Origin of the sequence: Bradyrhizobium iriomotense, from assembly GCF_030160715.1 — a bacterium.
GTDB classification, from domain to species: Bacteria; Pseudomonadota; Alphaproteobacteria; order Rhizobiales; family Xanthobacteraceae; genus Bradyrhizobium; species Bradyrhizobium iriomotense.
In genome coordinates this window covers 124,745-144,349 of sequence record NZ_BSOW01000014.1, presented here as the reverse complement: position 1 = coordinate 144,349, position 19,605 = coordinate 124,745, and the positions used below count along the sequence as shown (strand labels likewise).

The window sequence follows — 19,605 nt, the reverse complement described above, 5'->3', positions numbered from 1 at the left end:
TTGCAGCGCCGGCGTCCCAGCTTAAAGACTACTCAAGATTTCGGGCGCATCCACTAGTGTCGGGAGCAAGTGATGCTGGCTGGATGGCGCGAAGGCACGGCCCGGCGGCCGTGGCGGATCTCGGCGAAGCTGCTGATCATCTCGTCGGTCGTGACGGTGATCGGCTTTTCCGCCATTTGCGTCAACGTGATGCTGGACATGCGCCATGGCGAGGAAGCGCTCGCCCGCCAAACCCTGGAAAACCTGGCCACGACCATCGAGGCCGACATCAGCCGCAACATCGAGATCTACGACCTGTCGCTGAAGGCGGTGGCCAGCAACATGCTGCTGCCCGAGATCGGGACGGTCAGCAAATCGATCCGGCAGCTGATCCTGTTCGACCACGCCACGACCGCCAGGCATTTTGGCGCCATTCAGGTGTTCGACGCCGACGGCAAGCTGACCATCGACGCATCCACGCTCGACCCGCTCCCGGAGAACCGTGCCGACGAGGAGTATTTCAGGGTTCATCGCGACAACCCCAATGCAGGACTGTTCATCAGCCGGCCGATGCTGTTTCGCGGCGCCTATGCCATCGTGCTGAGCCGGCGGGTCAGCGACCAGGACGGCGGCTTCATGGGCGTCGTCGCCGGCTCGATCCGCTTCAGCTATTTCCACGAGCTGTTCGAGCGGCTGAACCTCGACCCCCAGGACACCATCACCGTGCTCAAGCGCGACCGCACCATCATGATGCGGCGGCCGTTCGATCTCGACGTGATCGGCAAGAATCTGAGCGACCGGCAGAACTGGAGGGCGGACAATCTGAAGGAAGGCGGTTCTTTCGCGGGACAGGGCCCGGTGGACGCGACGCCGCGCCTCTATGTCCGCAGCGGCAGCACCGCCACACCCCTGTTCGTCGTCGCCGGCAAGCCGCTCGGCGCCGTATTCGAGCTCTGGCAGAAGGAAGCCCTGCGCATCGGCGCGGTGGTGCTGGTGCTCGCATTGTTCGTGCTGGGCTCGACGGCAGTGCTGGCGCGCGAGATCGGCCGGCGCGCCAAGGCCGAGAACAAGCTCGAGGAGATGGCGACCACCGACGCTCTCACCGGCCTGCGCAACCGCCGCAAGTTCGATTCGGTGATCGACGTCGAATGGCGGCGCGCGATGCGGCAGAAGACGCCGGTCGCGCTCTTGATGATCGATGCCGATCACTTCAAGGCCTACAACGACACGTTCGGCCACCAGGCCGGCGACCAGGTGCTGGTCGGCATCGCCATCTGCATCTCCGATTCCGTGCGCCGCGCCGGCGATTGCCCTGCGCGCTATGGCGGCGAGGAATTTGCGGTGCTGCTGCCGGACACTTCGGAAGCCAACGCGTTCAAGATCGCCGAGACGATCCGCTGCAAGGTGCAGGGCTGGTCCGACGACCAGGCGAGCACGACGGTCTCCTGCGGCATCGCAAGCCTCGTCCCCGCGGCAGGAATGGACTGGTCCATCCTCGTGACCGCCGCCGACAAGGCGCTCTACGCCGCCAAGGCCGGCGGCCGCAACCAGTCCGTGGTCGCGAACATTCCGAAACTGTCGCTGGTGGCGTGAAGTCGGCTCATCATTCGTCGATGTCACGCACCACATCTTCGGTGTCGTCCCGGCGAAGGCCGGGACCCATACCGCGGAATCTATCGATTGCGAATGTCAGGAGTACCAAACCACGAGTCTTCGCAAAACTACTCCCTGTGGTTGGGTCCCGGCCTTCGCCGGGACGACATCGGAGAGTTTGGAGCCGTCGTCGATACGGCAATGACGTGGCGAAATAGCCTACGCTACGACCCCAGATACTTCTTCATCTCCGCGAGCAGGCCGTCGCGCAGCTCGGGGCGTTTCAGGCCGTAGGCGATGTTGGCGCGCAGGAAGCCGGCCTTGGAGCCGCAATCATGGCGCTCGCCTTCGAACTCGACGCCGTAGAACTTCTGCGACTTGGCAAGCCCGATCATGGCGTCGGTGAGCTGGATCTCGCCGCCGGCGCCGCGCTCCTGGGTCTCCAGGATCTTGAAGATCTCGGGCTGGAGAATGTAGCGGCCGGTGATCGACAGGTTGGAGGGTGCGGTGCCCTTCGGCGGCTTCTCCACCATGCCGTCGACCTCGAAGATCTTGCCGGTGCGTTTTCCCACGCCGCAGATGCCGTATTGATGCGTGAGATGGTCCGGCACGGCCTCGACCGCGAGCACGTTTGACTTCTCGCCAAGCTGGCTTGCGGCCTCGATCATCTGCTTCAGGCAGCCCGGCGTGTTGAGCACGAGCTCGTCGGGCAGCACGACCGCAAAGGGTTCGTTGCCGACGATGTCGCGCGCGCACCAGACGGCGTGTCCGAGTCCAAGCGGCGCCTGCTGGCGGGTAAAGCTGACCGCGCCGGCCTCCGGCTGGTTCTGCGCCAGGACCTCCTGCTCGGCCTTCTTGCCGCGCGCGGCAAGCGTAGAGTCGAGCTCGAACATGCGGTCGAAATGGTCCTCGATGACGGCCTTGTTGCGCCCGGTGACGAAGACGAAATGCTCGATCCCGGCCTCCCTGGCCTCGTCATAGACGTACTGGATCAGCGGCTTGTCGACGATGGTGAGCATTTCCTTGGGCATCGCCTTGGTGGCGGGCAGCACACGCGTGCCGAGGCCGGCGACGGGGAAGACGGCTTTGCGGATTTTCATGGGATTGATCGAACACCTTGGACGTGCGGGCCTGGAGCAATGACATCTTGCTAGCCGGTTTGCAGCCGGTAACAAAGGCGGATGTTGGGCCCCCGCCCCTTAGATCTGAGGAAAAGGCCGTCTACAAAATTTCACCTCTGTTAAGATATTGGCAACCGTAACAGGGGCCTCCTGCAGCCGGATTTTGGCCGCACAGGTGGGACATGACGCGATCGATGGCAGGACTTGCAGGAATGACCGGCGCAACCCTGGTTGCGGTCACCCTCCTGTGCCCGCTTCAAGCGCACGCCCAGAGCTCAAACGGCCTGTCCAACCTGTTCGGCGGCATCTTCTCCGGCTCGAGCCCGTCGCCCGCGCAACCCGCGCCCGGTCCGGGTGGTGCTCAACCCTGGAGCGGAGAGGACGGCGCCTCCGGCCATCCCCTGATGACCGCAGCCGCGATCCGGGAGGCCGCCGGCAATTTTGACAATTGCGTTGCTTCGATGTGGCCCGATGCCGCACGTCGCAACATCACCCAGGAGAACTTTCAACGCTTCACCGCAGGGCTCGCGCCGGACCTGCGCATCATGGACCTCCTGGACTCGCAACCGGAATTCACCAAGTCGATCTGGGACTATCTCGACATCCTCGTGAACGACAACCGCCTCGCCAAGGGCAAGGAGATCCTTGCCAAGTACAAGGCGCAGTTCGACGCCACCGAGAAGGCCTACGGCGTCGACCGCTATATCATCGCGGCGATCTGGGGCATCGAATCCAACTACTCGACCCAGATGGGCGACCGCAGCGTGCTGCAATCCACGGCGACGCTGGCCTGCATTGGCCGCCGCCAGGCCTATTTCAAGGATGAATTCCTCTCCGCGCTGGAGATCCTGAACCGCGGCGATCTGCAGCCCGAACAGATGCGCGGCTCCTGGGCCGGCGCGTTCGGCCCGACGCAATTCATGCCGACCGCGTTCAAGCGCTTTGCGGTGGATGCCGATGGCGATGGCAGGCGCGACGTCGTCGACAATCCGGCCGACCTGATCGCCTCCACCGCCAACAATCTGAAGAAGGATGGCTGGCAGAGCGGCGCGAGCTGGGGCTACGAGGTCGTGGTGCCCCAGGGCTTCAACTACATGCTGGCGGACCGGGCCAAGGCAATGACGATCGCGCAGTGGGAGAAGCTCGGGATCACCCGCGCCACCCGGCAGCCCTTCCCGCAGCCGACCGACAAGGCCTATCTGCTGGCGCCCGCCGGCGCCGCGGGGCCGGGCTTCCTCATGCTGCAGAATTTCCGTGTGATCATGAAGTACAACCCGGCCGAGGCCTATGCGCTGGCGATCGGCCATTTCGCCGACCGCTTACGGGGCAGCCAGCCCTTCGTGCAGCCCTGGCCGCGGCAGGAGCGGGAGCTGTCCCGCGCCGAGCGGCTGGAATTGCAGCAGCTCCTGGCCCAGCGTGGCTTCTACAAGGGAACGCCCGACGGCCAGTTCGGCGGCCAGACCCGGGACGCCTTGCGCAACTTCCAGGCCTCGATCGGGGCTCCCGCGGATGGATTTGCCTCCTCCGACATGCTGGAACGGCTGCGCGGGCGCTAAATCCGCCCCGAAAGTAACCCTGAGCACGAAATCCGGCCTCCGGCGGCGGTTCCCCGATGTATGGCGCAATCAAATCTGCCTGTTTGCGGCCCGATTCCGCTATTATACTGGACCAATTCGAAAAACCGTGGCGCGCCCCTTTAGAACCGCATGTCGAAGCCGAAATCATTCTTCAAGGCGTTGACCGAGACCGGCCCGTTGATCGCGCTGGGGACGGCGCTTGCGATCATGGTGTCGGTGGCCGGCCCTGCGTCGGCGCAGTTCTTCAACTTCCCCGGCTTCGGCGGGCCGCCGCAGCGGTCGGCTCCGCCGCGCAGCGGAGGCGGCGGCTGGTTCGGCGGCGACTTCTTCGCGCCATTCCAGCAACCCCAGCAGCAGGCGCCGCGTCAGGATTTCTCGCGCGCACCGGCGCCGGCCAAGCGCGATACGATCCCCGAGAAGAACGTGCTCGTGATCGGCGACTCCATGGCGGATTGGCTCGCCTATGGTCTGGAGGACGCCTACACCGAGCAGCCCGACATGGGCGTGATCCGCAAGCACAAGACGACGTCTGGCCTGATCAAGTACCAGCCGAAGGGTGAGCCCTCGGACTGGGCGGCCGCGGCCAAGGGCATCCTCGAGACCGAGAAGCCCGACGCCATCGTCGTCATGCTCGGCCTGAACGACCGCCTGGCGATCCGCGAATCCGCGCCGGACAAATCCGACAAGCCTGCGGACAAGAAGAACGACAAGGGCGCGCGCGCCAAGCCGCAAGGCAAGCCGGGTGATGCGAAGACCGACACCAAACCGGGCACGGATGCCGCCAAACCCGACGACAAGCCGGCAGACACCGACCTGCCGCAGGACGACGCCGACAATGCCGATGCGCCGCAGAGCGCGGCGCCGGAAAAGACCGCGCGCTCGCCGAACGGGCTCTATGAATTCCGCGACGACCGCTGGGTCGAGCTCTACGGCAAGAAGATCGAGGAGCTGATCGGCGTGCTCAAGGCCAAGGGCGTGCCGGTGCTCTGGGTCGGCCTGCCCGCGATCCGCGGTCCGAAGGGCACGGCGGACATGCTGTTCCTGGACTCGCTCTATCGCGAAGGCGCGGCCAAGGCCGGCATCACCTATGTCGACGTCTGGGACGGCTTTGTCGACGAAGCGGGCCGCTTCCTCCAGAAGGGCCCCGACTTCGAAGGCCAGATCCGTCAGCTCCGCACGTCTGATGGCGTCTATTTCACCAAGGCCGGCGCCCGCAAGCTCGCACACTATGTCGAGCGCGAGATTACGCGTCTGCTGGCGGGGCGCTCGGGCCCGATCGCATTGCCGAGCGAGCCGGCAACGCCCGATACCAGCGCCGAGCCCGGCAAGCCCGCGCCGCGGCCGCTTGCGGGGCCGATCGTGCCGCTGGTGGCAGCCTCGATCTCGACCGACCAGCTGCTGGGCGGACCGGGATCGCGTCCGGCCGCCGTCGATGCACTCGCTGCCAAGACGCTGGTGAAGGGCGAGCCATTGTCGCCGCCGGCAGGCCGCGCCGACGATTATGCCTGGCCACGGCGCGAAGTCGGTCGCGAGCAGGCCAAAGGTGATACGCCGGTCGCGACGACGACGCCTGAGGGCGGCGCCGCCAATCCAAATGCGGGGACTGCGCCGAATGCTGCCGCCGCGATTGCGCCGCCAAAGCTCGCGCCGAAGAAGCCGCCGGTGCAGCAACCGGCGCAGGCAACGCCGTCGCTGCGCGATTTCTTCAGCTTCGGCTCGCCATCGCCGCCGCGTCAAATGGCCCCGGCGCCGCGCAACCCCAACCCTGCGGTACCGCGCCCGCCGGGCAATGTTGGACGCTCGGCGGAATTCACGCTTAATCCCTGGCGGTGATCCGGTATCCGGACGCGGCGTGCTGCGTCCGGGGCACGAGGCTGAAGCGAGCTAAAGCGCGATGAGATTAGGATGAATCGTCATCGCGCTTTAGGTTGTTGTTTGCGCATGATCTTTTCGGAAAACCGCTTCACACTTTTCCGGATCATGCTTTAGCCGTAATAGCGCCAACGCGGCGGCGGGCGGCGGGCTGGCCGCGACATCAACAGCGCGAGCGCAAAGCCGATGCCGCCTGCGACCAGCAGCGCGCCGAGCGGGTTGTCCTGCACTCTCTTTGCAAGGGCCTGCGTCCCGTCGCGGAATGTATCCTGGCCAGTTTCATAGGCGTCCTTCGCGTAACCGGCAGCGGTATCCGTGGCATCGCGCGCGGCATCCTTCGCCTGGCCGTACAGGTTCTGCACGGTGCCGGCCGCTTCGCGCGCCTTGGCCGAGGCCTGCGTCTTCGCGTCTCCCGCCATCTCACCGACCGCACCTTCGACGCGTCCGGCAAACTCCTTGGCTGATCCGGCAATCCGATCGTTGTCCATGTTGGTCCTCCTCGAGGGGTCAGCCCAAGTAACCGACCAGCCGCGGCGCAGTTCCGTGTCACTGCTCAGAGAATGAGCCCGCCGTCGACGACGATGGTCTGGCCGATGATGTAGGACGACAACGGCGAGGCCAGGAACAAGGCTGCGCCGGCCATATCAGCCGGCGTGCCCAATCGCCGCAGCGGAATGCGTGACAGCGCGCCCTCGAGCCGCTGGGGATTGGAGGTCGTGACCTTGGTCATCTTGGTGTCGACGAGCCCCGGCGCGATGCCGTTGACGCGGATGCCGTCCTCGGCCCAGGCCTCGCCCAGCGTCCGCGTCAATCCGACCGCGCCGCTCTTCGAGGCATTGTAGGCCGGATTGCCCATCGTGGAGTGATAGGCCGCAGTCGACGAGACGATGATCAGCGATCCCCGGGAATCCCGCAGCATGGGATGAAAGCGCGTGGCGCAGGCCATCAGGCTCATGAGATTGACTTCGAGGACCCTGCGGAAGCCGGCCATCTCGAACTCGCCGCGGCGATAGATCACTGCGCCCTGTGCCAGCACCAGCACGTCGAGACGTTCGAAGGACGGCTTGAACGCTTCGATCGCCCTGGCATCGCTGACATCGAGCTGGGCGTAAGCAAGACCGGTGAGATCCGAGCCTTCTTCCGGCGCGTAATCCTTCGCATGTGAGCGGGTGCCGCAGACCGCAACCTTCGCGCCCTTGGCACGGAATGCCTGCGCGATGCCGTTACCGATGCCGCTGGAACCGCCGACGACCAGCACCTGCTTGCTTGAGAAATCGAGCTCGTCCATCGCGGCCTCCCTTTGCTCTTGCTTTGTTTGACGTGTGTGCGGATCGATGCCAGCCTTGTCAATCGCACAACAATAAACGAGCAGGCGCGAGGAAGCAGCATGCCGGAGTTCAAGCAGCTCAGCCGGTCCGTCAGAGGATCGACCGTCCTCGTCACAGGCGCGGCAAGCGGCATGGGTCGCGCGACCGCACGCGTGTTCGGCGCGGAAGGCGCCAATGTCGCTGTGACCGACTACGACCCGGATGGCGCGCAAGCCGTCGCCAGGGAGATCACCGCGAGCGGCGGCTCTGCCCAAGCGTGGAAGCTCGATGTTGCCGACGCCAAGGAGATCAGCCGCGTGGTCGATGACGTCGCCGCGCATTTCGGCGGGCTCGACATCGTCGTCAACAATGCCGGCATTTCCGTGCGCGTCGCGATCGACGACGAGAGCTACGAAGACGCCTGGGCCAAAGGCATCGCGGTGATGCTGACAGCGCATCCGCGCATCATCCGCGCGGCCCTGCCGCACCTGCGCAAATCGAAGAGCCCGCGCATCGTCAACATCGCATCCACCGAGGCGCTCGGCGCCACCGCGCTGCACAGCCCCTATTCGGCCGCCAAGGGCGGCGTTGCGAGCCTGACGCGCTCACTCGCCGTCGAGCTTGGCCGCGAGGGCATCACCGTGAACTGCATCTGTCCGGGACCGATCCGCACCGCGATCACCGACCGGATTCCGGAAGAGCACAAGACGATCTACGCCAGGCGCCGCACCGCACTCGGCCGCTATGGCGATCCCGAGGAGGTCGCGCACATGACCTTGAGCCTGTGCCTGCCGGCGGCATCGTTCCTGACCGGCGCGGTGATCCCGGTCGACGGCGGCCTCATGGCGCGGAACGCGTGAGAGCCATGCGCGCACAGCGTTGACATCGGCAGGCGCGCGGGTAGCCTTTTCACCAACAGAGCGGGCAAACCGCTCGTAAGGCCCCGGGAGAACGCCAGGAGAATCGCAATGACGATCGCCATCCGGCAGCTTCAGAAGCATTTTGTCGGCGAGGTTGCGGGCCTCGATCTGCGCCAGCCGCTCACAGCGGATGAAGCGCGCCAGATCGAGGCTGCGATGGACAAATACGCCGTGCTGGTTTTTCACGACCAGGACATCACCGACGAGCAGCAGATGGCCTTCGCGCTGAATTTCGGCCAGCGCGAGGATGCGCGCGGCGGCACCGTCACCAAGGAGAAGGACTACCGCCTCTCTTCGGGTCTGAACGATGTCAGCAATCTCGGCAAGGACGGCAAGCCGCTGGCAAAGGACAGCCGGACGCATCTGTTCAATCTCGGCAATTGCCTCTGGCATTCCGACAGCTCGTTCCGTCCCATCCCCGCAAAATTCTCGCTGCTGTCGGCGCGCGTGGTGAACCCGAAGGGCGGTAACACCGAATTCGCCGACATGCGCGCGGCCCATGATGCGCTCGACGACGAGACCAAGACGGAGATCGAGGATCTGATCTGCGAGCATTCGCTGATGTATTCGCGCAGCTCGCTCGGCTTCACGGAATATAGCGATGAGGAAAAGACGATGTTCAAGCCGGTGTTGCAGCGCCTGGTGCGCAGGCACCCGGTGCATCGCCGCAAGTCGCTGTACCTGTCCTCACATGCCGGCAAGATCGTCGGCATGAGCGTGCCCGAGGGCCGGCTGCTGCTGCGCGATCTCAACGAGCACGCGACGCAAGGAGAATTCGTCTACGTGCACAAATGGACGCTGCATGACCTCGTGATGTGGGACAACCGGCAGACCATGCACCGCGTCCGCCGCTACGACCAGTCGCAACCGCGCGACATGCGCCGCGCGACGGTCGCCGGCACTGAGCCGACGGTGCAGCAGCAGGCGGCGGAGTAGCGCTTTGGCCGCCGACGGTGGTCATCGCCCGGCTTGACCGGGCGATCCAGTACGCCGCAGCGGTCGTTGTGAATCTCGAAGCCTCTGGAATACTGGATGCCCCGCTTTCGCGGGGCATGACAGCCAGCGACCTACGCGTGCCCCGCCTCGTTCGAGAGCATGCCGGGGTCGATGCCGATCTTGCGCAAGGCACGCGCGTACTTGTCCTCGACGTCGTCGCCGAAGATCAGATCCGCATCGGCATCGCAATGCAGCCAGCCGTTGCTCTGGATCTCGGTCTCGAGCTGACCCGGCGCCCAGCCGGCATAGCCGAGCGCGAGGATGGCATGCTTCGGGCCGGAGCCGTTGGCGATCGCGCGCAGGATGTCGACGGTCGCGGTGAGGCAGACGCCGTCGTCGATCCGCAGCGTGGCGTTCTCGATGTAGAAGTCGCTGGAATGCAGCACGAAGCCGCGCCCCGTATCGACCGGGCCGCCGCGCAGTACCTTCATGCTCTCGGCGTTCTCCGGCAGCTTGATCTGCGCGCCCTTCTTGATGATGCCGAGTTGCTCCAGCAACTCCGGGAAATCGATGCTCCCGGCCGGATGGTTGACGATGATGCCCATCGCGCCTTCGGCCGAATGGGCGCAGAGATAGATCACCGATCGCTCGAAACGGGGGTCGCCCATGACCGGCATGGCTATCAGGAGGCGCCCGTCGAGGTAACCAATGGTACTTTCAGGGTGGCTGGTCGAGGGTTTACCGCCGACAAACCGGACGTCATCGGCCTTGCTGTCGCGCCGCTCGCGGAATTCTCCCCTGGATGGAGACTCGTGGTCCGCGCCGCCACCTTCGTGACTGGAGCCAGGAGGCTTCTTGCCTTCAGGAGCCATCGGTGAAGCCCTCCGCGTTGCATTTCTATCCTGATGTCGGGCCCGACGGCTGTCAAATCAAGGCTTGCGGCCGGCGGTTTCCCCGGGCTGTATTTCCGATGCATCCATCACAAGCAATTCAATGGTTTGCGCCGGACCGACCCTGTAAAGACGTGCTATGCTCACCATAGTTCCCAAACATGCTGCGACCATCGTCGCCGCAACCTTGCTCGTGTCGGCGCAACCCTCGCGGGTCCGTGCCGACGACGCCTCGCCCTGGCAGCGCGACGGCCATTCGGCCGTGCGCCTTCTGGCGGGATCGCGCAGCGGCCCGGTGCTGCTCGGCGGCATCGCATTCCAGCTTCAGCACGGCTGGAAGACCTATTGGCGCATGCCCGGCGATTCCGGCGTTCCGCCGCGGTTCGACTTCTCAAAGTCCGAAAACGTCGAAGCTGTGACCGTGCTGTGGCCGGCGCCGCTGAAGTTCGACGACGGCGCCGGCGGTCATTCGATCGGCTATCACGACCAGATCGTGCTACCGCTGCGCATCGTCGCCAAGGCCCCGGACAAGCCGGTCACCCTGCGCGTCGAGATCAACTACGCGGTCTGCGAAAAGCTCTGTATCCCCGTCGAGGCCAGCGCCGAGCTCGGCTTCAACAACGTCGCCTCGACCGAGGACGGCGCGCTGTTCGCGGCACTCGACACCGTGCCCAAGCCCGCCAACATCGGCGATCCCACCCCGCTGACCATCCGCGACGTCAAGCGCGAGGGCGCGACGAAGGTGCTGGTCGACGTGGCCACGCCCGATGGACGCGACGTCAACCTGTTCGTGGAGGGGCCGACGCCCGACTGGGCGCTGCCGATCCCCTCGCCGGTCGAGCACAGCCCGGCGGGCGTCAAGCGCTTCGCCTTCGAGCTCGACGGCCTGCCGCCCGGCGCCAAGCCCGACGGCGCCGCGTTGAAGTTCACGCTGGTGGGGCCGGAGAAGTCGTACGAGTTCAATATCAATCTGAATTAGTTTTCGCCGTCGTCCTGGCGAATGCCAGGACGACCAGGAGGAACCACCCAACCGTTTCTTAACGAATGGTTGCTACGTCCAACCTGCCGCATCTTGCGGGGGCGCAGGGGATCTTCGACGTGGCCGTGATGGACGCACAACCCGCAGCGAGTGAGCCCGTCGGCCTTTTCGCGCGATTGCGCGCGAAGCTGACCGGCGCTGGGGGCGGGACGAGCGAAGCATCGCTGACACGGCGGCTAGCCGGCACCATCTTCCTCATCCGCGTGATCAGCGCAGGTCTTGCCTATCTCTCGCAGATCCTGCTGGCGCGCTGGATGGGCACGTCCGACTACGGCGTCTATGTCTATGTCTGGACCTGGGTGCTGCTGCTCGGCAGCATGATGGATTTCGGCATCTCGGCCTCCGCGCAGAAGATCATTCCGGAATACCGTACCAGCGGCGAGCAAGCACTGCTGCGCGGCTTTCTCTCCGGCAGCCGCTGGCTGACCTTCATCGTCTCGACCGTCGTTTCGCTTGCAATGGCCGGCGTCGTCCTCCTGCTTTCGCCATGGATCGATCCGGCCGCGCGGCTGCCGCTCTATATCGGCTGCATGACGCTGCCGGCCTTCGTCGTCGCCAACACCCAGGACGGCATCGCCCGCGCGCATGACTGGATGCAGCTCGGCCTGATGCCGCAATTCATCATCCGCCAGGCGCTGATCATCGGCATCACCGCGTCAGCCTTCCTGCTCGGCTTTCATCTCGGCGCGATCGCCGCGATGGTCGCAAGCGCAGGCGCGGTGTGGATCGCAATGACCGGCCAGATGGTGGTGCTCAACCGCAAGCTCGCGGGCCATGTCGAACACGGTCCCAAGGCCTACGACGTCGGCGGCTGGCTTGCGATCTCGCTGCCGATCCTGCTGGTCGAGAGCTTTTACCTGCTGTTGTCCTACACCGACGTGCTGGTGCTCCAGCAATTCCGCCCTTCCGACGAGGTCGGCGTCTATTTCGCCGTGGTGAAGACGCTGGCGCTGGTGTCCTTCATTCATTACGCGATGTCGGCGACGACGGCGCATCGCTTTGCCGAATACAACGCACTCGGCGACAAGACCCGCCTGTCGGCCTATGTCGCGCACGCCATCAACTGGACGTTCTGGCCCTCGCTCGCCGCGACCGCCGTGCTGCTGGCACTCGGCAAGCCGCTGCTCTGGCTGTTCGGACCGCAATTCGTGATCGGTTACGACATCATGTTCATTGCCGCGGTCGGGCTCGTGGTGCGCGCCGCGATCGGGCCGGTCGAGCGCCTCCTCAACATGCTCGGTCACCAGAAGATCTGCGCGCTCGCCTACGCGCTGGCCTTCGTGATGAACGTCATCCTGTGCATCGCCCTGGTGCCGCGCTTCGGCGGTCACGGCGCAGCCGCCGCGACCTCGATTTCACTCACCTTCGAGACCGTGCTGTTGTTCTGGATCGTGCGGCAGCGGCTCGGCCTGCACGTGCTGGCGTTCGGGCGCTAAAGCGCGATGAGACTAGGATGAATCATCATCGCGCTTAGGTTGTTGTTTGCGCATGATCTTTCCGGAAAACCGCTTCACACTTTTCCGGATCATGCTTTAGGCCGCCGATAAAATTCGCTGCCCGACCCGGAACCTTTTGGGCTCCTTTGCGTTTGAGTTGGCCCGCGGCCGCAAAATGGTCATTTCGCGGGAGGGGGACAATTGGGTAAAAATGGCTACCAATTTCCAGTCGACGCATAATTTCTTCTTATTTCCCCGCACTCCATTGCCGTCAGGAGTAGGTTTATTCTACGTCGTATTGCGTGACCAACGAGATGAACCTAGATTCCCCCGCGCATGATTGACCCGCTCTACGTTGCTTCAGGATTCGGTGTCGGCCTGCTGGTCGGGATGACCGGCGTTGGCGGCGGCTCGCTGATGACGCCGCTGCTGATCCTCTTGTTCGGCGTCCATCCCTCGACCGCGGTCGGCACCGACCTGCTCTACGCCGCCGGCACCAAGACCGGCGGCAGCGTGGTGCATGGCTGGTCGCGCAGCGTGCATTGGCCCGCGGTCCTGCGGCTGGCCTGCGGCAGCATTCCGGCGAGCGCGCTGACGCTGTTCGTGCTGTGGAAACTCGATCTCAAGAGCGATACCGAGCGCGGCCTGGTCAATCTGGTGCTGTGCTTCGCGCTGCTGCTCACCGCAACCTCCCTGATCTTCCGCAAGGCGATCATGGAGCGCTATCGCAGAACGCTCGAAGGCGTCGATGACCGCACCACGGCGATCGCGACCGTGGTCACCGGTGCCGTACTCGGCGTGCTGGTCTCGATTTCATCGGTCGGCGCCGGCGCGGTCGGCGTGACCGTGCTTCTCCTGCTCTACCCGCGCCTGCCGATGGCGACCATCGTCGGCTCCGACATCGCGCACGCCGTCCCGCTGACGCTGGTGGCGGGCACAGGGCACTGGGCGCTTGGCGACGTGGATTGGGCCCTGATGGGCGTGCTGCTCATGGGCTCGCTGCCCGGCATCGTCCTGGGCAGCTACAGTGCGACGCGCGTGCCGGAGACGGTGCTGCGCCTGACGCTTGCCAGCGTCCTCTTCGTGGTCGCCGGCAAGATCATGTTTGCGGAGTTGAACCTGTCGTCGGCGATCGTCACCGCACTGGCCTGGACGCATTGAACGCCCTCCCCGTCATCGCCCGCGAAGGCGGGCGATCCAGTACTCCGAGACGGCTGTGACTAACCGAGAAGCCGCGGCGTACTAAAGCGCGATGAGATTAGGATGAATCGTCATCGCGCTTTAGGTTGTTGTTTGCGCATGATCTTTCCGGAAAACCGCTTCACACTTTTCCGGATCATGCTTTAGATGCCCCGCCTTCGCGGGGCATGACCGAGAGTTATTAGGTCGACCCGAACTACTCCGCCGTCCAGCCGCCGTCGATCGAGAGATTGGTGCCGGTAATCTGCGCAGCGTCGTCGCTGCACAGGAACAGCGCCAGCGACGCCACCTGCTCGGAGGTCACGAACTCCTTCGTCGGCTGCGCGTCGAGCAGAACGTCGTTGATGACCTGCTCGCGCGTCAGATTGCGCGCCTTCATCGTGTCCGGGATCTGCTTCTCGACCAGCGGCGTCCAGACATAACCGGGGCTGATGCAGTTGCAGGTGATCTTGTGGGTCGCAACCTCGAGCGCTACGGTCTTGGTGAGACCGGCAATGCCGTGCTTGGCCGAGACGTAGGCCGACTTGAAGGGCGAAGCGACCAGCGAATGCGCCGAAGCCGTGTTGATGATGCGGCCCCAACTCCGCTTCTTCATGCCGGGCACGGCGGCGCGAATGGCATGGAAGGCCGAAGACAGGTTGATCGCGATGATCTGGTCCCATTTCTCGATCGGGAACTCCTCGATCGGCGAGACGAACTGGATGCCGGCATTGTTGACGAGGACGTCGACCGAGCCGAACGTCTTCTCGCCGAGCGCGATCATCTCCGCGATTTGGGTCGGCTTGGTCATATCGGCGGGCGAATAGATCGCCTTCACCTTGAAGTCGGCCTCGATCTTGGCACGCTCCTTCTCGATATCCTCGGGCGAGCCGAAGCCGTTGATGACGACGTTGGCGCCGGCGCCAGCAAAGGCACGCGCATAAGCGAGCCCGATGCCGCTGGTCGATCCGGTCACGACGGCGTTCTTGCCTGACAAGCTACCCATATCATTCGCTCCTGGTTGAGGCCGGGGGTGCGGTAACGTCCCCCGTGAGATCGTAGGTCACCATGGTCTCGCCGGACTGCGGCCGCTCGAGCCAATCCTTGTGCCGCATCGACAGATGCACGTCGCGCACGCCGGCTTCCCAATGCTCGACCATGGCGACATGCGAGAAGTCGTAATCCTTCGATGAAGATTCGTAGTTCTTGGTGCGATAGATCAGGTGCACGACGGTCACGGTGCTTTCGCGCGCCGCCTTGGCGAGGAATTCGACCGAGGGATCGTTCTTCAGGTAATCCGGCAATTTGCTGATCAGGTCGCGCACCGCCCTGCGGGCATTGTGGATCTGCTTGTTCTTATCGGTGTTCATCCGCGTGCGGCTGGAATAGCGGATGTCCTTCTCACGCTCGGCGGCGTCCAGCAGCGACGCCGGCAAATCGCCGCGCGCGCTGAACAGGTCGACCTGGAAGATCAGCATGTCTCGATCGATTTCGGCGTCGAGCACATAGTCGAGCGGCGTGTTGGAGGCGATACCGCCATCCCAATAGTGCTCGCCATCGATGATGACGGAGGGAAAACCCGGCGGCAGTGCGCCGGATGCCATGATGTGCTCCGGGCCGATCTTCTTGCCGAGCTTCTTGAACTCGTAATTGTCGAAGTAGCGGAAATTGCCGGAGGTGACGCCGACCGCGCCGACCGACAGGCGCGTCTTCAGATCGTTGATGCGATCGAAATCGACCAGCCGCTCCAGCGTCTTCTTCAGGGGCGCGGTGTCGTAATAGCTCTCCGCTTCCGGATGCCCCGGCGGCCAGAGCGGCGCGGGCGGAATGCGCGGGGTGAAGAAGCCCGGCACGCCGAAGGTCGCGATCAGCGCGGCGCTGGTGGAGTTGAACAGCTCGCGGCTGTGATCGCTCTTGCCGATCGGCTTCCACGGCACCGGCGCCGACACCATCTCCCAGAATTCCTTGAGCCGCTTGATGCGGGTCTGGCCCTCATTGCCGGCGATGATGGCGGCGTTGACCGCGCCGATCGAGATTCCCGCGACCCATTCCGGCTCGAAGCCGAAATGGCACAGCGACTGATAGGCGCCCGCCTGATAGGAACCGAGCGCACCACCGCCCTGGAGCACCAGGACGCGCTGCGCATTGGCGGGGATTCTGTTCGATGCCGGGCCTTGATGATCGGTCATGACGGGATCAATTGGACTGAGGGCCGCCCACCGTGACCCCAGTTCACGGCGGCGTCAATGTTTTGGGGATCAAGACTGGCTTATCGGGGCTCGGTAGATGCCAAAATCATCGTCCAGAACACCTTGTATTTGGTGTTCGGAGCATAGCTCGCCGCTATGCCCAATTTTGTGACACCGCTCTTGAGCATGTTCGCCCGGTGCGGGGGCGAGTCGCGCCAGCCGGAAAATGCTTCCGCCAGGGTATGATAGCCGGCCGAGATGTTCTCAACCGCGACGGTTGCCGGATAGCCGCCGGCGGCGAGCCGCCTGGCGAGCGGCGCGCGGACGTCGTGGTCCATCTTGTTGGCGGCCGCCATTGCCTGTGACTGGGATTCCGCCAGTCTCATCAGGTCGGGATCGATGATGACGGTGCCGAGGCTGTTGTTCTGGCGGTACTGCGAGATCATCACGGCCGCAGCCTGCGCATCGAGCCGCGCGCCTGATACGGCCATGTCGGCATACATCGACGGCTGTTCGACCGGCGCTTCGTTGCCCGCGCAGCCGGCGAGAAGCAAAGCGATGACAATTGCGGCCGCAGCGCGCATGAATCAGGGCCCCCAAAAAAGACGGGCCGTTGTTGCATACCAACCGTGGCTGAAAGGTGAATTTTGCGGAATTATGCCGATGTTCATTCCGGGGCGCGCGCGAGCGCGAACCCGGAATCTCGTGCCACAACATCCAGATTCCGGGTTCGATGCTGCGCATCGCCCCGGAATGACAAGTTAGGCTGTAAATATCCGATAGCGGCGCGGATCCAGGCCGACCCTTTCGCCGACGCTCAGCTCCTTGTCGCGAGGAGCGTCGATCTCGATGGTTTCACCGTCGAACAGCGCGACCTCCGCCCGCTGGACGGGTCCGAAGTTCCGGACATGCCGCACGGCGCCCTCGAAGGCGCCGCTGCCGGGCGCCCCGACCAACATGTCATGTCGTCGCACGAACAGTTTTGACGCGCCAGACGCTACGCCCTCGGCGGCGAGCCTGAGCGGCCGGTCGCCGAGCCGAACCACACCGTCGGCGACCTGAACAGGCAGCTCGATGGATTCGCCGATGAAGCCGTGAACGAAGGCGGTCGCCGGTCTCTCATAGACATCATTGGGAGAGCCGATCTGCTCGATTTTGCCCTTGTCCATCACCACGACGCGGTTGGCGACCTCGAGCGCCTCCTCCTGGTCGTGCGTGACGAAGATCGAGGTGACGTTGATCTCGTGATGCAGCGAGCGCAGCCATTTGCGCAGCTCCTTGCGCACCTTCGCATCCAGCGCGCCGAAGGGCTCGTCGAGCAGCAGAATCCGCGGCTCGATCGCGAGTGCGCGCGCCAGCGCGATACGCTGGCGCTGGCCGCCGGAGAGCTGGCTCGGATAGCGGTCGGCGAGCCAGTCGAGCTGCACGAGATCGAGCAGCTCCTTGACACGCGCGCGGATAGAGGACTCGTCCTTCCGAACTGCACGCGGCTGAACACGCAGGCCGAAGGCCACGTTCTCGAACACCGTCATGTGGCGGAACAGCGCATAGTGCTGGAACACGAAGCCGACATTACGCTCACGCGCGCCCTGCGCGAGTGCGTCCTCGCCGTTGAAGGAGACTTCACCGGAATCCGGCCAGTCCAGGCCGGCGATGATCCGCAGCAGCGTCGTCTTGCCGGAGCCCGACGGTCCGAGCAGCGCCACGAGCTCGCCATTGTCGACCTTGAGGTCGACGCCGTCGAGCGCGGCAAAGGTCCCGAATTTCTTGACGAGATTCTTGACTTCAATGGTCACGGGAGTCGTGTCCTTCGTCCAGATGACGTTCGAGAATGGTTTTGGCGATCAGCGTGATCAGCGCCAGCATCGCGAGCAGCGAGGCGATCGCAAACGCAGCGACGAACTGGTATTCGTTGTAGAGGATCTCGACCAGCAGCGGCATGGTGTTGGTTTCGCCGCGGATATGGCCGGAGACGACGGAGACCGCGCCGAACTCGCCCATCGCGCGCGCATTGCAGAGCAGGACGCCGTAGAGCACGCCCCATTTGATATTGGGCAAGGTCACACGGAAGAACGTTTGCAGGCCCGAGGCGCCGAGCGAGATCGCGGCCTCTTCCTCCTGCGTGCCCTGCTCCTGCATCAGCGGGATCAATGCGCGCGCCACGAAGGGGAAGGTCACGAACGTGGTCGCAAGCGCGATGCCAGGCACAGCGAACAGGATCTGGATGTCGTGGTCCCGCAGCCATCCGCCGAAATAGCCCTGCGCGCCGAACAGCAGCACGAAGACGAGGCCCGAGATCACCGGGCTCACCGAGAACGGCAGGTCGATCAGCGAGATCAGGAAGGTCTTGCCCTTGAACTCGAATTTGGCGATCGCCCAGGCCGCGACCAGACCGAACACGAGATTGAGGCCAACCGAGATCGCCGCCACCAGCAGCGTCAGCCGGATCGCGGCCAGCGCCTCGGGCTCCGACAGCGCCGCGACATAGGCCATGATGCCCCTGGAGAAGGCCTGCGCGAACACGACGACCAGCGGCAGCACGACGAAAACCGTGAGGAAGAGGACCGCGACGGAGATGATCGCGATGCGCACCGCCCTCGGCTCGGTGCGAAGGTTTTCGCCGGCGGCGACCGCATGGCGGCGCGCCTTCGCGTCGGGCGTCGAGAGCGAAACTGAATCGGCGATCTGCATCGTCATCGTTTGGGCCTCAATGCACCGGGATCCGGTTCTGCGCCCAGCGCTGCAACCGGTTGACGGCGAAGATGATGACGAAGGACACGACGAGCATGATGACCGCGATCGCGGTCGCATCGGCGTAGCGGAACTCGGAGAGCCGGATCACGATGAGGAGCGGTGCGATCTCCGAGACATTGGGCAGGTTGCCGGCGATGAAGATCACCGAGCCGTATTCGCCGACCGCGCGCGCGAAGGCAAGCGCCAAGCCCGTCAGCAGCGCCGGCCCAAGAGAGGGCAGGATCACGCGGATGATGGTCTGCCAGCGGCTGGCCCCTAAACTGCCCGCGGCCTCCTCGATCTCGGGATCGAGGTCTTGCAGCACCGGCTGCACGGTGCGCACCACGAAGGGGATACCGATGAAGATCATGGCGATGAAGATGCCGAGCGGCGTGAAAGCCACCTTGATGCCGAGTGCAGCAAGCGGCGCACCCAGCCAGCCCTTCTCGGCAAACAGCGAGGTCAGCGCAACGCCGGCGACCGCAGTCGGCAGCGCAAAGGGCACGTCGACGATGGCGTCGAACAGCCGCCGACCGGGGAAACGGTAGCGCACCAGCGCCCAGACAATGATGCTGCCCATCACAAGATTGACGCAGGCCGCTGCGAAGGCGAGCCCGAAGGACACGCGCAACGCGTTCAGCGTCCGGCGGCTGGAGAGGATCGCCCAGAACTGCTCGGGGCTGAGCTCGAGCGTGCGCAGGAAGAGGCCTGCCAGCGGAATCAGGATGATGATCGACAGCCAGGACAGCGTCAGTCCCATCGTGAGACCGAAGCCCGGCAATGTTCGTCGTCGTGCTGCGATTGCGCTCACGAGGTCCCCTGCTTAAAGCCTCC

The 19,605-nt window shown here is 64.5% G+C and carries 18 protein-coding genes; 8 read left to right on the top strand and 10 right to left on the bottom strand.

Features of this window, described 5'->3' with window-relative positions:
• The first annotated feature begins 72 nt into the window (after positions 1-72).
• The gene (locus QQL28_RS20985) at positions 73-1,572 is read left to right on the top strand and encodes a GGDEF domain-containing protein (protein ID WP_284268326.1); all 1,500 of its coding nucleotides are present in this window, start codon (positions 73-75) and stop codon (positions 1,570-1,572) included.
• A gap of 224 nt (positions 1,573-1,796) precedes the next feature.
• Here QQL28_RS20985 and QQL28_RS20980 read toward each other — a convergent pair whose 3' ends face one another.
• Entirely contained in the window at positions 1,797-2,672 is an 876-nt protein-coding gene (locus tag QQL28_RS20980) for a UTP--glucose-1-phosphate uridylyltransferase (RefSeq protein ID WP_284268324.1), read from the bottom strand.
• A 233-nt stretch (positions 2,673-2,905) separates the two neighbouring features.
• Here QQL28_RS20980 and QQL28_RS20975 point away from each other — a divergent pair, with 233 nt between their 5' ends.
• Both QQL28_RS20975 and QQL28_RS20970 read left to right on the top strand, forming a co-directional pair.
• Complete coding sequence (locus QQL28_RS20975; RefSeq protein ID WP_284268322.1) at positions 2,906-4,249, top strand: lytic murein transglycosylase; 1,344 nt, start codon at positions 2,906-2,908, stop codon at positions 4,247-4,249.
• A 150-nt stretch (positions 4,250-4,399) separates the two neighbouring features.
• A complete protein-coding gene (locus QQL28_RS20970) occupies positions 4,400-6,103 on the top strand; it encodes an SGNH/GDSL hydrolase family protein (RefSeq protein ID WP_284268320.1) in 1,704 nt (567 codons plus the stop codon).
• A 152-nt stretch (positions 6,104-6,255) separates the two neighbouring features.
• Here the strand turns inward: QQL28_RS20970 and QQL28_RS20965 are convergent, their stop codons facing one another.
• Positions 6,256-6,630: a CsbD family protein gene (locus tag QQL28_RS20965; RefSeq protein ID WP_284268318.1), complete on the bottom strand. Its 375-nt coding sequence runs from the start codon at positions 6,628-6,630 to the stop codon at positions 6,256-6,258.
• 65 nt (positions 6,631-6,695) lie between these two features.
• On the bottom strand, positions 6,696-7,430 hold the full coding sequence (locus tag QQL28_RS20960) for an SDR family NAD(P)-dependent oxidoreductase (RefSeq protein ID WP_284268317.1): 735 nt from the start codon (positions 7,428-7,430) through the stop codon (positions 6,696-6,698).
• A gap of 99 nt (positions 7,431-7,529) precedes the next feature.
• Between QQL28_RS20960 and QQL28_RS20955 the strand changes: the two genes are divergently transcribed.
• Both QQL28_RS20955 and QQL28_RS20950 read left to right on the top strand, forming a co-directional pair.
• Entirely contained in the window at positions 7,530-8,309 is a 780-nt protein-coding gene (locus tag QQL28_RS20955) for an SDR family NAD(P)-dependent oxidoreductase (RefSeq protein WP_284268316.1), read from the top strand.
• A 108-nt stretch (positions 8,310-8,417) separates the two neighbouring features.
• Positions 8,418-9,305, top strand: a complete 888-nt coding sequence (locus QQL28_RS20950) for a TauD/TfdA dioxygenase family protein (RefSeq protein ID WP_284268315.1) — start codon at positions 8,418-8,420, stop codon at positions 9,303-9,305.
• A gap of 131 nt (positions 9,306-9,436) precedes the next feature.
• On the opposite strand, the gene QQL28_RS20945 is transcribed toward QQL28_RS20950, so the two are convergent.
• A complete protein-coding gene (locus QQL28_RS20945) occupies positions 9,437-10,177 on the bottom strand; it encodes a YqgE/AlgH family protein (protein WP_284268313.1) in 741 nt (246 codons plus the stop codon).
• Positions 10,178-10,334: 157 nt separating this feature from the next.
• Here QQL28_RS20945 and QQL28_RS20940 point away from each other — a divergent pair, with 157 nt between their 5' ends.
• From QQL28_RS20940 to QQL28_RS20930, 3 genes are all read left to right on the top strand, one after another.
• Positions 10,335-11,174 (top strand): protein-disulfide reductase DsbD domain-containing protein, encoded by an 840-nt coding sequence (locus QQL28_RS20940; protein WP_284268312.1) that lies wholly within the window; start codon positions 10,335-10,337, stop codon positions 11,172-11,174.
• A gap of 119 nt (positions 11,175-11,293) precedes the next feature.
• On the top strand, positions 11,294-12,670 hold the full coding sequence (locus QQL28_RS20935) for an oligosaccharide flippase family protein (protein ID WP_284268452.1): 1,377 nt from the start codon (positions 11,294-11,296) through the stop codon (positions 12,668-12,670).
• A 336-nt stretch (positions 12,671-13,006) separates the two neighbouring features.
• A complete protein-coding gene (locus tag QQL28_RS20930; protein ID WP_284268311.1) occupies positions 13,007-13,831 on the top strand; it encodes a sulfite exporter TauE/SafE family protein in 825 nt (274 codons plus the stop codon).
• A gap of 235 nt (positions 13,832-14,066) precedes the next feature.
• Here QQL28_RS20930 and QQL28_RS20925 read toward each other — a convergent pair whose 3' ends face one another.
• The 6 genes from QQL28_RS20925 to cysT form a co-directional block, all read right to left on the bottom strand.
• Positions 14,067-14,855: a 3-hydroxybutyrate dehydrogenase gene (locus QQL28_RS20925; protein ID WP_284268309.1), complete on the bottom strand. Its 789-nt coding sequence runs from the start codon at positions 14,853-14,855 to the stop codon at positions 14,067-14,069.
• A gap of 1 nt (position 14,856) precedes the next feature.
• Positions 14,857-16,038, bottom strand: a complete 1,182-nt coding sequence (locus QQL28_RS20920) for a DUF3734 domain-containing protein (RefSeq protein ID WP_284268307.1) — start codon at positions 16,036-16,038, stop codon at positions 14,857-14,859.
• Positions 16,039-16,118: 80 nt separating this feature from the next.
• Positions 16,119-16,622: a CAP domain-containing protein gene (locus QQL28_RS20915; RefSeq protein ID WP_284268306.1), complete on the bottom strand. Its 504-nt coding sequence runs from the start codon at positions 16,620-16,622 to the stop codon at positions 16,119-16,121.
• Positions 16,623-16,799: 177 nt separating this feature from the next.
• Positions 16,800-17,834 (bottom strand): sulfate/molybdate ABC transporter ATP-binding protein, encoded by a 1,035-nt coding sequence (locus QQL28_RS20910; RefSeq protein WP_284268304.1) that lies wholly within the window; start codon positions 17,832-17,834, stop codon positions 16,800-16,802.
• Positions 17,824-18,735: a sulfate ABC transporter permease subunit CysW gene (gene cysW / locus QQL28_RS20905; protein WP_284268303.1), complete on the bottom strand. Its 912-nt coding sequence runs from the start codon at positions 18,733-18,735 to the stop codon at positions 17,824-17,826. Before cysW ends, QQL28_RS20910 begins: the two co-directional genes overlap by 11 nt.
• Before the next feature lie 10 nt (positions 18,736-18,745).
• Positions 18,746-19,582, bottom strand: coding sequence for a sulfate ABC transporter permease subunit CysT (gene cysT / locus QQL28_RS20900; protein WP_284268302.1), 837 nt, complete (start codon positions 19,580-19,582; stop codon positions 18,746-18,748).
• Positions 19,583-19,605: the final 23 nt, after the last annotated feature.